Source organism: Westiellopsis prolifica IICB1 (assembly GCF_004323185.1).
Classification (GTDB): Bacteria; Cyanobacteriota; Cyanobacteriia; order Cyanobacteriales; family Nostocaceae; genus Pelatocladus; species Pelatocladus prolificus_A.
Map to the genome: position 1 here is coordinate 2404231 of NZ_NAPS01000001.1, position 17394 is coordinate 2421624.

The 17394-nt window shown below is 43.2% G+C and carries 10 protein-coding genes; 6 read left to right on the plus strand and 4 right to left on the minus strand.

The annotated features are described in order from the left end of the window. Positions 1-88 precede the first annotated feature (88 nt). Positions 89-880 carry a CAP domain-containing protein gene (locus B4U84_RS10075; protein WP_131117490.1) on the plus strand — a complete coding sequence of 264 codons (792 nt, stop codon included), beginning with the start codon at positions 89-91 and terminating at the stop codon, positions 878-880. 97 nt (positions 881-977) lie between these two features. On the opposite strand, the gene B4U84_RS10080 is transcribed toward B4U84_RS10075, so the two are convergent. From B4U84_RS10080 to lpdA, 3 genes are all read right to left on the minus strand, one after another. Further along, positions 978-1229 (minus strand): DUF5340 domain-containing protein, encoded by a 252-nt coding sequence (locus tag B4U84_RS10080; RefSeq protein WP_017313476.1) that lies wholly within the window; start codon positions 1227-1229, stop codon positions 978-980. Between the two features lie 110 nt (positions 1230-1339). Next, positions 1340-2227: an indole-3-glycerol phosphate synthase TrpC gene (gene trpC / locus B4U84_RS10085; RefSeq protein ID WP_131117492.1), complete on the minus strand. Its 888-nt coding sequence runs from the start codon at positions 2225-2227 to the stop codon at positions 1340-1342. 201 nt (positions 2228-2428) lie between these two features. Further along, positions 2429-3856: a dihydrolipoyl dehydrogenase gene (gene lpdA, locus B4U84_RS10090; protein WP_131117495.1), complete on the minus strand. Its 1428-nt coding sequence runs from the start codon at positions 3854-3856 to the stop codon at positions 2429-2431. 470 nt (positions 3857-4326) lie between these two features. On the opposite strand from lpdA, the gene B4U84_RS10095 reads away from it, so the two are divergent. The 5 genes from B4U84_RS10095 (at position 4327) to lnt (ending at position 16756) form a co-directional block, all read left to right on the plus strand. After that, positions 4327-5985, plus strand: coding sequence for an alpha-amylase family glycosyl hydrolase (locus B4U84_RS10095; protein WP_044448292.1), 1659 nt, complete (start codon positions 4327-4329; stop codon positions 5983-5985). 307 nt (positions 5986-6292) lie between these two features. Further along, complete coding sequence (locus B4U84_RS10100; RefSeq protein WP_131117498.1) at positions 6293-7153, plus strand: HIT family protein; 861 nt, start codon at positions 6293-6295, stop codon at positions 7151-7153. Between the two features lie 554 nt (positions 7154-7707). After that, complete coding sequence (locus tag B4U84_RS10105; RefSeq protein WP_131117501.1) at positions 7708-12156, plus strand: ATP-binding protein; 4449 nt, start codon at positions 7708-7710, stop codon at positions 12154-12156. A gap of 312 nt (positions 12157-12468) precedes the next feature. After that, on the plus strand, positions 12469-15066 hold the full coding sequence (gene gyrA, locus B4U84_RS10110; protein ID WP_131117504.1) for a DNA topoisomerase (ATP-hydrolyzing) subunit A: 2598 nt from the start codon (positions 12469-12471) through the stop codon (positions 15064-15066). Next, a complete protein-coding gene (lnt, locus tag B4U84_RS10115; protein WP_131117507.1) occupies positions 15047-16756 on the plus strand; it encodes an apolipoprotein N-acyltransferase in 1710 nt (569 codons plus the stop codon). The genes gyrA and lnt overlap by 20 nt, the downstream gene beginning before the upstream one ends. On the opposite strand, the gene B4U84_RS10120 is transcribed toward lnt, so the two are convergent. Then, the gene (locus B4U84_RS10120) at positions 16710-17297 is read right to left on the minus strand and encodes a hypothetical protein (protein WP_131117510.1); all 588 of its coding nucleotides are present in this window, start codon (positions 17295-17297) and stop codon (positions 16710-16712) included. The genes lnt and B4U84_RS10120 overlap by 47 nt on opposite strands. Between the last annotated feature and the right edge of the window lie 97 nt (positions 17298-17394).

The window sequence follows — 17394 nt, forward strand, 5'->3', positions numbered from 1 at the left end:
TTCACCACAAAGACACCAAGACACCAAGTCGCATCATAAGTGGGGTCAATTCAAAAATCTATTTTGAAAACGCCGAGGACAGTCATAAATGGCTTCAAACAACACGACATTTGAACAACAGGTTGTTGAACTAACTAACCAAGAACGAGCGAAGAATAATCTTCCTCTTTTGAAAGAGAATGCTGAACTCAACTATGTTGCTGACGAATATGCTAAACAGATGTCAGAACGTCGTGTTTTAAGTCATACAGGAGCAGATGGTTCTCTACCATGGGAGCGAGCTGAGGCTATTGGTTATGAAGCGAAAACGATGGGAGAGAATATAGGCGCAGGCCAAACAACTCCTCAACAGGTGGTTCAAGATTGGATGAATAGTCCTGGACACCGGGAAAATATTCTCAATCCCAAATATACTGAAATTGGCACTGGTTTCCATAATAATTATTGGAGTCAGGAATTTGGTAGTGGTGATCTTAACCCGATTAGCAAGATCCCAAACCCTTCATCTTCTGAACCAACACTTGAAGTAAATACTAATGATAGTCTCATCGGTGATGCAGGAGAAGATAAGTTAGCTGCTGATGTTGTTGGCGATCGCTTGATGAATGGCAATTCACAAAATCAAGAAAATGTCAATACTTATTTTGCTCCCAATCAATATGGAAGCAACTTAGGTCAAATTTTAACTGACCAAGCTAATAGTAGTCCTAATCAATTCTCTGATTATCTCAAACCCCAAGAAATTGGTGCTGATCCGATTGGTCGTTTGGACGCATTGGATCATGTAAAACTTGCTGGGTTTGATCATTTTTCTTTTGTGATGCCAAATTTAGATGCTTCTGATTTAAATATTGGTAATTCTATTTCACCAAATTCTTGATACAAATCCTCTCCTTGTGCTTTTAGTGTCTTGGTAGTAAAATATAGCTTTTTAACACCAAGACGCCAAGACACTAAGACGCCAAGAAATTTTCAAGTCAATCAGGTGAAGATAGTTGCTCGGTATTAAGATGATTAAGTGACCAACGGTGATCAACATCTATAGATGAACACTGACAAATTTCTTCTAAATGTTTTTGTTGAACAGCAGCTTTGCGGAGAGTAATGATTAGCTGATTCACTTGATATCGCAGTTCTGGATTATTGTTTACTGCTAACATTGTTTGTCTTTCTAATAGTTGCAGTATGAGTTCGTAATGGATGGGCGAAGGTAGAGGAATTTGCTCCATGAAGTTTATTTTTGATTTTACCTTTTGATTTCAAATCCAAGACTGTGTTTTCATCAATGAATTTTACATAGATGATAAATGTTGGCTATAATCCTGGTTTTACTGGGTAATTAAGATTTGGTGAAAAGATTAGCGATCGCTATTTTTTGATCTGGTTGTTTGACTAATGATTCACCAATGAGTACGGCAGAAGCTCCTGCTTGTTCTACTACTTTTAGATCATCTGGGGTATGTAATCCTGACTCACTAACAACAAGAATGTTCCGTTCCTGTAAGTCTTTTTCTCTTGCTAATAAAAGTTGACAAGTGGTTTGTAAATCAACAGAAAAATCTTCAAGGTTGCGGTTATTAATTCCTATTAAAGAAATACCATCTAGAGCTAATACACGGTCAAGTTCTGCAAGAGTATGGACTTCAATTAATGCTGCCATGTTGAGGGTATTGGCAATCTTGACAAAGTATTGTAAATCTTGATCGCTGAGGATAGCTGTAATTAGTAAAACTGCATCTGCTCCAAAAATACGGGCTAGATACATTTGATAGGGATAAATAATAAATTCTTTACATAATAGAGGTAAATCGACAGCGGCGCGAATTTTAGCTAGATTATCAAAGCTACCTTGAAAAAACTTTTCATCAGTTAAAACTGAAATGCAACTAGCACCAGCTTGTTGATATTGTAAAGCGATCGCCACTGGATCAAAATCTTCTCTGATCACACCTTTGCTGGGAGAAGCTTTTTTGACTTCAGCAATCAAAGCTGGTTTAGTTCTACCATTTCGCAGTGCTGCTACAAAATCGCGAGTTGGGGGTGCAGTTAAAGCTTGTTTTTGCAACTCCTTTAGGGATTGCTTCTCGCGCATTTGGTCTACTTCTTCTTCTTTTTGCCAAACAATTTTTTCTAAGATGTTCATTGGTTCAGCATCATGAGTAGCAACCTGATATCTTAAATTCGACACTGCAACACTAGGATTTGGTGGACGGCGACGGATTTGCATAGTAGGGAAAGGGGATAAGGGATCGGGGAAAGGGGATCGGGGATTGGGGATCGGGGAAAGGGGATTGGGAAAGGGGAAAGGGGAAAGGGGAAAAGGGACTGGAAACTAGGGATTAAGGATTGAGGACTAGGAACTAGGAACTAGGAACTAGGAACTAAATTATTTCCCGATCCCTGATCCCTGATCCCTGATCCCCGATCCCTAGCTGGCTGCTCGTTTATAAGCTTCGTCTAGGACTTCTGAGAGTGTGGGGTGGGCGTGAACTAGATGGGCGAGGGTGTGGACAGATTGACGGCTGGCGATCGCGGCTGAGGCTTCGTGTATGAGGTCGGAGGCGTGCATTCCAAAAATATGGACTCCTAAAACTTCACCGTTGTCTTTACGATAAATTACTTTTGCCATACCATCGGCTTCACCTTCTGCCAAGGCTTTAGAATTACCTTTGAAGTAACTTTTTGCCACTGCAACTTCAAAACCTTCAGTGGTGGCTTTTTCCTTGGCTTGTACTTCGGTCATCCCGACATAGCTAACTTCTGGGTGAGTGAAAGCGGCTGCGGGGATACTTAGATAGTCTACCTCTTTATGTCTACCGCAGATATTTTCTACTGCTACAATACCCTGAGCTGAAGCAGCGTGAGCTAGCATCATTTTGCCGGTAGCGTCACCAATTGCCCACAAATGTGGAACTATTTCACCTCCACTTAACACAGCCATGGTGTCATTGACGGGAATAAAGTTTCTGCGGTCTAATTCTACACCGATTGATTCTAAACCGAGATTTTGGGTTGCTGGGATACGTCCAGTTGCCACTAAACAAGCATCAACTTCTAGCACATCTACATCTTCTTTGGTTTTGAAGTTGGCTAATTCAATTACCACTGGTGAACCTGGAATGACTCTTTTGGCGTATATTCCCACATAGGTTTCAATATCGCGGGGAGTGATTAGCACTCGTTCGGCAAGTTTGGCAATATCACGATCAAATCCTGGCATTAATTGCTCGAGTGCTTCGATCATGGTGATTTCGCAGCCTAAAGCCGAGTAAACGTCAGAAAATTCCAAGCCAATGTAACCACTACCAATAATTGCTACCCAATCTGGCAATGATTCTAATTTTACTCCTTGGTCACTGGTAAATACTGTTTTACCGTCTACTTCAATCCCAGGAGGAACGAAGGGAATTGAACCAGGAGAAAGAATAATATCTTTGGCAGTGATTGTTTTTTCACCACTGTCTGTAATTACACTTACTTTTTGAGTGCCTGCGATTTTGCCCCAACCTCGAATAATATCAACGCTCAAACGTTTGAGGCTGTTAGTTAAGTCGCCTTGAATTTTCGCGACGAGATTGTTAGCATGATCGGCGATCGCTTGCCGCTCAAATTGTACACCTGCGACTTGAATTCCTAGCGTTTTCAGATGATGGGCGTCTCTTAGTTCCCGTACACGTCCAGAGGCTGCTAGCAATGCCTTAGAAGGAATGCAGCCTCGGTTGACACAGGTTCCTCCCATATCAGCCGCTTCAATGATCGCTGTCTTCAAACCACAGCTAACGGCGTGCAAGGCAGCTCCATGTCCGCCTACTCCAGCGCCGATAATCACTAAATCATAATCAAATCCTTGACTCACGTTAGTTTCCCCGTGTGCATTGCCCTATATATTCTTAAACTGACCAAGCAATCAGTGCAAGTTTATTTCATTTTAGGTCGTTGGGGGGAAAGGGGATCGGGGAAAGGGGATTGGGGAACGGGGACTAGGGAGGGTGTTCTGTCCCATTAGTCCTGATGGATTGCAAGATCCCCGACTTTTCCAAAAAGTCGGGGATCTGACCACCTGTAATCCCTCAAAATTAATGGGACAGAGTACTAGGGGGAAACGCAAAATCACTAAAAAGCCTTACCAATGACAAATGACTATTGTACAGACGCGATTAATCACATCTTACTTAACTTAATTATTCTTTGATTATTTCTTAAATATTTATTCCTGAAGATAGAGTCATGATTATTTATTTATTTCTAGGGAAAGATTGGCTATTTGTTTTGAAAATCAGAGAATAATCATGCAAGGATTCACTAATCTAAATAAACTTAATTATTATGGCGAAGCCAATTGAATTTAATCTATTTGCCCCATATAACAAGGCAGCAGCTTTAATTGCTTCTTTTTCTGATTGGCAAGAAATTCCAATGGAAAAAGGTGAGGATGGTTATTTCCGTACCACAGTTGAATTAGAGGATGGAGATTACCAATATAAATTTCGTGTACAGTCAAAATCATGGTTTGTAGAAGAAGACCAATGGGTTGATGTTACAGATCCTTATGCAATAGATATAGATGAATTAAGTGGTCAAGATAACGGTATTGTACATATCAAAGATGGAGAAAGAATAGTTGATACTTATGTTTGGCAGCACGATGATAAACCTTTACCTGCTGATCATGAGTTAGTAATTTATGAATTGCATGTTGGTGATTTTTCTGGTGGTGAAGATGATCCTTATGCACGTGGAAAGTATAAGCATGTAGTTGAAAAACTAGATTATCTCTGTGAATTGGGTATTAATGCTATTGAATTAATGCCTGTGAAAGAATATCCAGGTGATCATAGCTGGGGTTACAATCCCCGCTATTTTTTTGCCACAGAATCAAGTTATGGTCCGACATCTGGGTTAAAAAATCTCATTGATGAGTGCCATGCTAGAGGAATTCGTGTGATTATGGACGGGATTTATAATCACTCAGAAGCATCTAGTCCATTAACTCAAATTGACCATGATTACTGGTATCATCATTCTCCACGTGATCCTGATAATAGCTGGGGACCTGAGTTTAATTACGAATTTTATGATGAAAATTTAGAGACTTATCCTGCACGAAGATTTATTGGTGATACAATCCGTTTTTGGATTGAAGAATATCATATTGATGGTATTCGCTATGATGCAGCGCGTCAAATTGCGAATTACGACTTCATGCACTGGATTGTACAGGAAGCTAAGAAAACTGCTGGCGCCAAACCTTTTTATAATGTTGCCGAATATATTCCTGAAACTACCAGTGTCACCAATGTTGATGGACCGATGGACGGTTGCTGGCATGATAGTTTTTATCACTGTATTAAGGAACATATTTGTGGTGAAACATTTGATATAGAACGACTCAAAGATGTCATTGATTGTAAACGTCAAGGCTTCATGGGCGCGACAAATGTTGTCAATTATGTCACAAATCATGATCATAACCATTTGATGGTTGATTTAGGCGATCGCAACATTTTTGATGAGGAAGCCTTCCGAAGAATTAAACTTGGTGTTGCCATTTTAATGACAGCTGTTGGTGTACCCTTAGTTTGGATGGGTGAAGAGTTTGGTGAGTACAAACCTAAAACTCCAGAATCAGCAAAAATTGACTGGACACTACTAGGTAATGATTTGAATCGCGGTTTATTTGATTACTACAAAGGTTTAATTAGCCTGCGGAAACAAAATCATGCTCTTTACACAGAAAATATTGACTTTATCCATGAAAATCCAGAGGCGAAAGTATTAGCTTATAGTCGCTGGAATGATGAAGGTTCCCGTGTGGTTGTAATCACTAATTTCTCGGAAAATTTCTTAGCTGGTTATCACGTTCCTAATTTTCCCAACGGTGGAACATGGCACGAATGGACAGGAAACTACGATGTCGAAGCTGGCGATGACGGCATTATGATTGATATTGGCCCTTACGAAGCAAAAGTGTTTGTTTGGCACTAAGAGATTGTTTGTTGTCAATTCCCCAGAACCGCGACTTCTTCGAGAAGTTGCGGTTCTTGTTTTTTATGACTGTAAGTTCGCTTTTTTGTGGACGTTCGTGCGATCGCTTCATAAAATTGATCAGAACATTTGATTACAATTAGCGATCGCTTCTTATACCAATTCTTCGTGAAGCTGCTCCCGAATTTTACCCCTCCCCTAACCCCTAAGTGCAAGCGCTTAGGGGTGGCGAAACTGGGGTGGGGTCTTTGTATGCGTCTTCATATTAAATTGGTCTTACAAGTCTTCCTAGAAGATTTATTTTTTCATGAAAAAGCACAAAAATCAATTTAGCCACCTTACAGCCATCGAAAGAGTTTATCTGTCAGTACCGACAAATTTTTTATTAAATAAAAATCTGCTTCAAGGTAAAGTTCTAGACTTTGGTTGTGGTTTTGGTAATGATGTTAAATTATTGCAAAAAAAAGGATTTGATATAAAAGGTTATGATCCTTATTATTTTCCCCAATATCCGACAGAGAAATTTGACACCATAATTTGCATTTATGTTTTAAATGTTTTATTTTCTGAAGAACAATCAAATGTGATTATGGAAATTTCACATCTTTTGAAGCCGGGAGGTAAAGCTTATTATGCAGTGAGAAGGGATATTAAAAGAGAAGGTTTTCGAGAACATTATGTCCACAAAAAACCTACATATCAATGTATGGTTAAACTTCCATTTCAATCACTTCAGTTAGATGAATATTATGAAATTTACGAATATAAACATTATAATATTCAGAGAAATTCTGCTAATAATTGCATATTTTGTAATCCTTACAAACACCTTACAGTGTTAACTGAATCAGCAACAGCCTATGCAATGTTTGATGGTTATCCTGTGAGTAAAGGTCATGTTTTAGTTATTCCAAAACGCCATGTGAGTAATTATTTTGAGCTACCATTGAAAGAGCAATCTGCTTGTTGGCTGATGGTTAATAAAGTACAAGCAATTATCAGCCAAGAATTTGCACCCGACGGTTTCAATGTTGGAATGAACATCAACCGAGATGCAGGTCAAAATATGATGCACGCCAGTATTCATCTGATTCCACGCTATAAAGGTGATACTGTTGGTGCTAAAGGTGGGATCAGAAATGTGATTCCGAGAAAAAACAGTTTGTAGTTTGCGATCGCTCTTATGCAATTGATTTCACAACTTTTCTGTATCTCACGGCAGATGCGACGCCTAGTGAATCACATGGTAAATATTGATATGAAAGACCAAATAAAATGACCAATCATTCCTTGATGTACAAAAAAGCGGATTGATCTGTGGGGTCAATCCAAAATCACGCCACGTGCTACAACGGGACGCCAGTCGCTACAACGGAGGGAACCTCCGCAACGCGCTGGCTCGGAAACCCCCGCAACGCAGTGGCTCCAAAATCCAAAATCCAAAATCTAAAATCGAATGACCTGTGCTTTAATGTCTGCAACATAATAATATTGAAGTTGGCAAAGTTGGTTCGTAAGACAGGAGTGCGGCTCGGACGCTCACAGGTTAAGCTAGCAGCTAAACTAGGAATTTGGTTCCAAAGATCAATCAATGGGAAAGTGGGCGAACAAAACTTTAGCACTTGCATTAAAACAGATGGCAGCAGCTATTGTACCAAATGGGCGATCGCGTCAGGAGAGATCTGCTAGGTAAATGCTTTTGAGGATGAGGAGCAGAGACTTGTGAGTGAAGAAGTAAGGACAACTACCACCGAAGATATTTTTGCTGGTGGTGGAGAAATGGGAACACTCATGCGATCGCTCAATTGGTCACAAACGCCTTTGGGTCACGTATCAGAATGGCCGCAGAGCCTAAAGACTTGTGTACGGATTATGTTAACCTCCCGCCAAGCCATGTTTGTTTGGTGGGGTGAAGAACTAATTAACCTTTACAATGATGCTTACAGAGCGATCGTCGGTGGTAAACATCCAGAAGTCCTTGGACAGCCAGCTTCCCATGTGTGGCGAGAAATTTGGGATCAGGTTGGGCCTCGTGCAGAATCAGCGATGCTCAAGAATGAAGGCACTTACGACGAAGCGCTGCTACTGATAATGGAGCGCAACGGCTATCCAGAGGAAACCTACTACACATTTTCATATAGCCCAGTTCCCAATGATCAAGGCGGTACAGGTGGTATCATCTGTGCCAACACAGACGACACACAAGGCATAATTAGCGAACGTCAACTGGTACTGTTGCGCGAACTAGCGGCCAAAACGGCAGACGCGCGGACATTTGAACAAGCCTGTACAGTGAGTGCGAGTTGTCTGGGAACCAACCCTTATGATCTACCCTTCGCGATGATTTATCTAGTTGATCCAGATAAACAGCGCGTTTTTCTAGCTGGGACATGCGGTATTAAACGGGGTCATGCGGCAGTTCCGGAAACCGTCGATATTGATTCTGATTCGGTTTGGCCCTTTGCAGAAGTTATCAGAACGCAGAATACAAGCCTAGTTTCTAATTTAGCAGCGTCTTTTGACAACCTACCAACAGGCGCTTGGCAGCAACCACCACATCAAGCTGTGGCTGTGCTAATTGCGCCATCTGGACAGACGGGAAAAGCTGGTATATTAATTGCTGGATTAAATCCATTTCGGTTATTCGACGACAACTATAAAAGATTTATTGATTTGATTTCGGCTCAAATCGCCGCCAGCATCGCCAATGCTCAAGCGTACGAAGAAGAACGTAAACGTGCTGAAGCCTTAGCAGAACTTGATAGAGCCAAAACCGTTTTCTTTAGTAACATCAGCCATGAGTTTCGTACACCACTCACCCTGATGCTTGGTCCTTTAGAGGAAACACTGGCAGCAGCAGGTCATGCTACACTTGCAACTCAACGGCAGCAATTGGAAATGGTGCATCGCAATAGTCTACGCTTGCTGAAGTTAGTTAACACTCTGCTGGACTTCTCCCGCATTGAAGCAGGGCGCGTTCAAGCAGCCTATGAGCCAACTGACTTGGCGATGTTAACTACAGACTTAGCAGCTGTGTTTCGGTCAGCCATTGAGCGAGCAGGAATGCGTCTTGTAGTAGATTGTTCCCCATTGCCTGAAAAAGTCTATGTTGACCGGGACATGTGGGAAAAGATTTTGCTAAATTTGCTCTCCAATGCCTTTAAGTTTACATTTGAGGGAGAAATAGTCGTTGCCTTGCGCTATTGTCGTGATCATGTTGAATTAGAGGTACGAGATACAGGTACAGGTATTCCTGCTGAGGAGATACCCCGTTTGTTTGAACGGTTTCATCGCGTGCAAGGAGTGCGAGGACGAACCTATGAGGGGTCGGGGATTGGTCTATCATTAGTCCAAGAACTGGTACGACTGCATGGCGGGACTATTGATGTTACCAGTATTATTAATCAAGGTACTAGCTTTACAGTATCAATTCCTACTGGTCATGCTCACTTGCCAAACGAATACCTTGACCAGGGCAAAGCCCAACACATCAAAGCTACCAGGTCATTAGCATCAACTACAATCGGCGCTGTTTCTTATGTCGAAGAAGCCTTGCGCTGGCTACCAGAAGAGGCAAGGGAGCAAGGGAGCAGGGGAGCAGGGGAGAGAACTCACACAGAGGTTTCCCCTCTGCCCCTCCACACCTCTGCCCCTCTGCCCAGTTCTGCCTATATTCTTTTGGCAGACGACAATGCTGACATGCGCGACTATGTGAAGCGTTTACTGTTAAGTCAAGGGTATGAAGTAGAGACAGTGGCGGATGGAGAGGCGGCTTTGGCTGCTGTTTCTCAACAGAAGCCCGATTTAGTCCTAACTGATATAATGATGCCGAAACTAGATGGTTTGGGTTTGTTGCAAGAGCTACGGGCTAACCCAAACACTAGACAAACACCGATTATTCTGCTTTCTGCCCGTGCTGGAGAAGAGTCTCGCATCGAAGGTTTGGAAACTGGAGCTGACGACTACCTAATCAAGCCATTCTCGGCCCGGGAGCTGGTGGCTCGCGTTGAGGCAAACTTGAAGATGGCTCAAATGCGTCAGGAGGCAGCACAGCGAGAGCAAGAATTACGGATTCAGACAGAGGCAGCCCGTAACCAAACCAGCAATATTCTAGAAAGTATTACTGATGCTTTTGTAGCTTTTGATGACCAATGGCGCTATACCTACGTAAATGAGCAAGCTACGAGGCTTTTGCATAAAACCCGCGAAGAATTACTTGGTAAGCAAGTGTGGGAGGAAGTATTTCCTGGGGAAGTAGGAAATCTGGCATACCACGAACTTCATCGTGCTGTCAGAGAGCAAGTTTCTGTTGTCTTTGAAGAATTTGGTCAGTCTATAGGTAAATGGCTGGAAATTCACGCCTACCCTTCCCCGGATGGTATTGCTGTTTATTTTCGAGACATCACTGATCGCAAGCGAGCAGAGGCTGAACGGGCGAGATTACTTGAGCGCGAGCAACAACAGACGCGCCGTTTACAAAAGTTGGCTGAGGCATCTGTGACGATTAACTCGACGCTATCTCTAAGTGAGAGATTACAATTAATTACAGATCAAGCCCGTAATATTATAGGAGCGCACCAATCTGTCACCAGCATGACGGTTGACAATTATTGGGCGCAGACGATTTATACAGTGTCCCTTTCAGAAAAATATGCCCAGTGGCAGGATTATAACGAGAAACCAAATGGTTCTGGTATTTATACACTAGTCTGCCGTACACAACGCCCGATAAGAATGACTCAGGCTGAACTAGAAGCCCATCCGGCTTGGCGTCAATTTGGTAAGGCAAGTGATACGCATCCTCCTATGCGCGGTTGGCTAGCGGCACCTCTGACGAGCCGTAACGGCAAAAACCTTGGCTTAATTCAACTTTCTGATAAATACGAGGGAGAGTTTAGCGCAGAAGACGAAGCCATTTTGGTACAACTAGCTCAAATGGCGTCAACGGCGATTGATAATGCTCAACTCTACGAGGAATCTCAACGAGCCAATCGCATTAAAGATGAATTTTTGGCGGTATTATCTCACGAGTTGCGATCGCCCCTCAACCCGATTTTAGGTTGGTCTAAGTTACTCCAGACTAACAAGGTTGATGTTGCAAAAACAGCCCAAGCCCTAAACATCATCGAACGCAATGCAAAATTACAAGCTGGACTGATTGATGATCTGCTGGATGTCTCTCGAATTTTACGGGGTAAAATTAGCCTTCAGATTTGTCCTGTCGATTTGCCATCAACGATTCAAGCAGCAATGGAAACAGTGCGATTGGCAGCCCAAGCCAAGTCAATCGATTTGCAATTTACGATATTAGATTTGGGATGGGAAGAAGCTGAACAAAACTCAAAGTTTGCTCTGGTGGGCAATCAACAACTTAAAAATCCCAAATTCCAAGTGATGGGTGACTCAAATCGATTACAGCAAGTGGTTTGGAATCTTCTCTCCAACGCTGTCAAGTTCACACCTGAAGGGGGACAAGTAAATATTCGACTAGAACGCTTTGGATCTCAAGCCCAGCTCGTCGTCAGCGATACGGGTAAAGGTATTCCCCCTGAATTTCTCCCTTATGTATTTGAACACTTCCGCCAAGCAGACGCCGCTACAACCAGAAAGTTTGGTGGATTAGGATTAGGGCTAGCGATTGTCCGTCATTTAGTCGAACTGCATGGTGGGACAGTTCAAGCTGTAAGTCCAGGGGAAAATCAGGGAGCAACTTTTACCGTCAGACTTCCGCTGATGCTGACTCAACCTCAGACGAATCAAGACATTCTACACTCAGAGCAATCCCTAGATTTAAACGGTGTCAAGATTTTAGTCGTGGATGATGATGCGGATACACGAGAATTTACCGCTTTCCTACTAGAGGAATATGGAGCAAATGTAACAGCATTTGCCTCAGCAGCCGAAGCACTGATTACTTTCACCCAGCTCCAGCCAGATATTTTGTTAAGCGATATTGGAATGCCAGATATTGATGGATACATGTTGATGCAGCAAGTGAGAAACCTACCCCCAGAAGAAGGAGGACAAATTCCGGCGATCGCTTTGACTGCTTATGCTGGAGAAATTGACTACCAACAAGCCCTAAGTGCGGGCTTTCAAAAGCATGTTTCTAAGCCAGTAGATCCAGTCAAACTGATTGAGGTAATTACTAGGTTGGTGGGTAAAAAATAATTTGACGGGGATTGGGGATCGGGGATCGGGGATTGGGGAAAGGGGAGCAGGGAGCAGGGAGTAGGGAGTAGGGAGCGGGGAGCGGGGAGACCACTGGGCGCGGAGAAAACACTAATCACCCATGCCAAATCCCCTTTTCCCGATCCCCGATCCCCGATCCCCAATCCCCCATTCCCTTTCCCCAAAGCCAAAAATGGACAATTTGTGCTAAAATTGTAACAAATTATGGCAATTATTCAAGCTTAGTTTGTAATAATTTTGCTTATTTGCGCTTTAATCGCTAAAACTAGCCATTATTGGAGTTTTTAGGCTATGACAACCTCTCAGGAGAGGATTATCCCTACAGATCTGCGAAACGAAATGTCCAGGTCTTACCTGGAGTATGCCATGAGCGTCATTGTTGGACGGGCGCTACCAGATGCCAGGGATGGTCTGAAACCTGTCCATCGGCGTATTCTCTACGCTATGCATGAGTTGGGGTTGACCTCAGACCGTCCTTTCCGTAAATGTGCGCGTGTTGTGGGGGAAGTTTTGGGTAAATATCACCCCCACGGTGACACAGCAGTGTATGATGCCTTGGTGCGGATGGCGCAGGATTTTTCCATGCGATCGCCTTTAATTGCAGGTCATGGTAATTTTGGCTCTGTAGATAACGACCCTCCGGCGGCGATGCGTTACACCGAATGCCGTTTACAAGCTTTGACTAGCGATGCTCTCTTGCAAGATATCGAATCGGAAACCGTAGATTTTGCCGACAACTTCGACGGTTCCCAGCAAGAACCGACTGTGTTACCCGCACGATTACCACAGTTGTTGTTGAATGGTTCTTCGGGGATCGCTGTCGGGATGGCTACCAACATCCCGCCCCATAATTTGGGTGAATTGATTGATGGGTTAGTAGCAGTGATTCATAACCCAGAAATAACTGATACTCAATTAATGCAGTATATCCACGGCCCTGACTTTCCGACAGGCGCTCAAATTCTTGGTACTGCGGCGATCAAAGAAGCTTACACCACTGGACGCGGTTCTATAACCATGCGTGGTGTAGCAAATATTGAAACCATCGAAATGCGGGGACGCCCAGAAAGGGAAGCGATTATCGTCACCGAGTTACCCTATCAAACCAACAAAGCAGCATTAATTGAGAAAATCGCCGAGTTAGTCAACGACAAGCGCATTGAGGGAATTGCTGACATCCGAGATGAAAGCGATCGCGATGGGATGCGAATTGTGATTGAACTCAAGCGCGACGCCTATCCCCGTGTGGTTCTCAACAACCTCTACAAGCAAACGCCCCTGCAAGCTAATTTTGGGGCGAATATGCTGGCGTTGGTCAACGGTGAACCCCAAATCTTGACGATCAAGCAGTTTCTACAAGTATTTCTGGATTTTCGTATCGAAGCGATCACCAGACGCACCCAGTACGAACTGCGGAAAGCCGAAGAACGTGACCATCTCTTGCAAGGGTTATTAATCGCCCTATCTCACCTCGATGAAATTATTGCTTTAATTCGCCACGCTGCTGATACACCAACAGCCAAAGGAGAATTAATCACAACTTACGGACTATCAGAAGTGCAAGCAGATGCAATTTTACAAATGCAACTGCGACGCTTAACAGCCCTAGAAGCAGATAAAATCCGCCAAGAACACGAAGCACTACAAGCCCAAATCGCCGACTTGCAAGATATCTTGGCAAAGCGAGAACGGATACTGCAAATTATCGAAACCGAAATCCAGTCTCTTAAAACTAAATTTGCTACACCTCGACGTACGGTAATTACGCACGGAGAAGGCGATTTAGAAGATATAGACCTGATCGCCAACGAAAAAGCGATCATTTTAATTACCGAACAAGGCTATATCAAACGGATGCCCGTCAACACCTTTGAAGCCCAAAACCGTGCCACCAGAGGTAAAGCGGCTGCCAAAGTCAAAGACGATGATGGCGTCGAGCATTTCTTAACCTGCTGTGATCACGATAGTCTATTATTCTTTAGCGATCGCGGTGTAGTTTACTGCCTCAAAGCCTACCAAATTCCCGTAAGTTCCCGTACCAGTCGCGGCACACCGATAGTGCAGATGTTGCCAATTCCCAAAGAAGAAAAAATTACCTCCATCGTACCCGTCAGTGAATTTACCAGCGATGAGTATTTGGTCATGCTCACCAAAGGTGGTAACATCAAGAAAACCGTATTGGAAGCGTTTAGTCATATTCGTGCCAACGGCTTAATTGCCATTTCCCTAGAAGAAGGCGATCAACTGCGCTGGGTACGACGAGCAAAAGTCGAAGACAGCGTGATCATTGGCTCTCGTCAAGGTATGGCGATTCACTTCCGTTGTAATCATGAACAACTCCGTCCTTTGGGTCGTGCGACTCGTGGTGTGAAATCCATGAAACTCAAAGCTAAAGATGAACTGGTAGGAATGGATATTCTACCCGCAGCCGTTCTAGATAATTTGACCCCAGTCTCAGAAACAGAAATCGAAGAAATCGAAACCGAAGACATCGAAACCGAAGCAATCGAAACCGAAGAAACCGCAGAAGTACCAGGTAACGGTAATGAAGGACCATGGGTACTAGTAATTACAATTGGAGGTTACGGTAAACGCGTACCGGTTGCTCAGTTCCGCTTGCAAAATCGGGCTGGTCAAGGTTTAATGGCAACCAAATTCAAAAACCGCAAAATCAAAGACCAACTAGCCAACCTACACATTGTCAACAACGACGATGAAATTATGATGGTTACAAGTCGCGGTATCATCATCAGACAGGCAGTGAATGCTATTTCCGTCCAATCCCGTTCTGCGACAGGAGTACGTGTACAACGTCTAGACGAAGATGATGTAATTACAGGAGTGGCGATCGTTCCCCCCGATACTGTTGATGCGACAGAACCAGAGTAACCAAGGACACAGGGAAATGGAGACACGGGGACGAGGGGAAACCTTTACTCTCCGTGTCAGCACCTCTTTGCTTCTGCGTTTCGCGATCGCCCTATTTAGTGGTATATTGATGGGGCTGACCGTCGCCCCCGTCAATGCATGGTTTTTAGGATGGTTCGCCCTAGCACCTTTATGGGCGTTAGTAATTAAAAATGAAAAATTAAAAATTAAAAATGGCTTGCAAAACCCTTCATCTTTAATCTTTAATTCTCAATTTTTCATTGGTTTAGCTTGGGGTATTGGTTATCACGGTCTAGCCCTATCTTGGATCACAGGAATTCACCCGATGACTTGGATGGGGGTTCCTTGGTTAGCAAGTTTAGGAATAGCTGCTTTTTGTTGCATATTTATCACTCTCTGGGGTGCTGCATCTGTGGCAATGTGGGCAACAGGGATGAGAATTATTTGTTATTCTATTCAACAACCCTACGCTCGTGTTCTGATTGGCACTGCCTTGTGGTGTGGTGTAGAGACTATCTTGAGTTGGGGAGCTTTGTTTTGGACTTCTCTTGGTTACACTCAGAGTCCGTATAATCTCGTAATTTTACATCTTGGTCAACTTTCTGGTCCCTATGCTGTAACAGCTGCGATCGTCGCCGTCAATGGACTGATTGCAGAAGCTTTTATCAACCGCAGAGGCGCAGAGAACGCAGAGAGAATTTCCTCTGTGTCCTCTGCGCCTCTGCGGTTCGTTAATAAATATCTCATCACCGCCACGAGTTTACTAATTACCCTACACCTAATAGGTTTTATCTTATACACTCGTCCCCTGGTACAATCACCAGCCGCAGCCCTGAAGGTTGGAATTATTCAAGGTAATATTCCTAACCAAATAAAACTTTATCCTGAAGGCTTACGTCGGGCTTTGGAAGGCTATACTACTGGTTATTTAAGCTTAGTAGATCAAGGAGTAGAGGCTGTATTGACACCAGAAGGAGCCTTACCTTTCTTTGAACAAAATATCATGGGTAGTTCCTTGGTGGCAGCAGTGCGATCGCAAGGGGTAGTAGCTTGGATTGGCGGTTTTGGACACAAGGGAAAAAGTTATACAAATAGCTTGCTAACTGTCACGGAAGATGGTAAGGTATTTAGTCGTTACGATAAGGCGAAGTTAGTACCCATTGGTGAGTATGTGCCGTTTGAAGAACTTTTAGGCGGAATTATTAGTCGCTTGTCACCACTAGATGAACACCAAGTTCCTGGTTCACCAAATCAAATTTTTAACACGCCTTTTGGTCGTGCGATCGCAAGTATTTGCTACGAATCTGCGTTTCCTGAAGTATTTCGCTATCAAGCGAAAGCAGGGGGACAGTTTATTCTCAGTTCATCAAATGATGCTCATTACAGTGCATCAATGCCAGCCCAGCATCATGCCCAGGATATCATGCGGGCAATTGAAACTGATAGATGGGCAGTACGGGCGACGAATACAGGATATTCAGCTTTTGTAGATCCTCACGGGAGAACAAAATGGATATCGGGACATAATACTTATGAGATTCACGCTGAAACTATTTATCGCCGTCAGACACAAACTTTATATGTGCGTTGGGGTGATTGGTTAACGCCGTTGTTATTAATATCATCTGGGGGAGTATGGCTGATTAATTTTTTGACTGTCCAACTCTCACGCAAGCAGGAGTTGAACTAGCAGTAGGAGGATCGGGGTAAATTGCTAAAGTATGATATTGGGGAGCGCCAGTATCATAGACAATTTCAAAGGTGTATAACTTGTTTTTACCGCTTTCTTCAGTAACTACTGTTAAAAGTGTTTTATCAGCGCTAGGTAGTCCAGGAATATTTATTTTCTTAATTCGTCTGAGTTGAATTACATGTGCTGCGGAGTTTTTACAATCTCCAGTGTTATTATTGCGGTCTGGACCAAACTGCATACACATTGGTCCATCAAAATCCATTGTCACCTGGGATGGATCATTTAACCACACTTTTTTAATTGTTTCTCCAGATGGAATAAAACTTAAATTTGTCCCTTGCTGAAACCAGACGTTGACAGTAGGTGTTGCTCCTCCCAAACCTTGTGCTTGACAAGAAAACATGGAACGGAGAACAGCATTATTAGCCAAAGCACGACCTGCTACCATGATGATTGCAGCGGAAAAAATTAGAGAAGCTAGATTTAAAAAATAAGAATTTTTTGGGAGTTGGAATTGTAGGTTAATGTGATGTTTCATATCATGTCCACTTGAACACTTATACTATCCATTGAGGTCGGTAATTGGTAAAATAACCAATAACAAATGACAAGTAACAAATGACAACCCTCGCCAG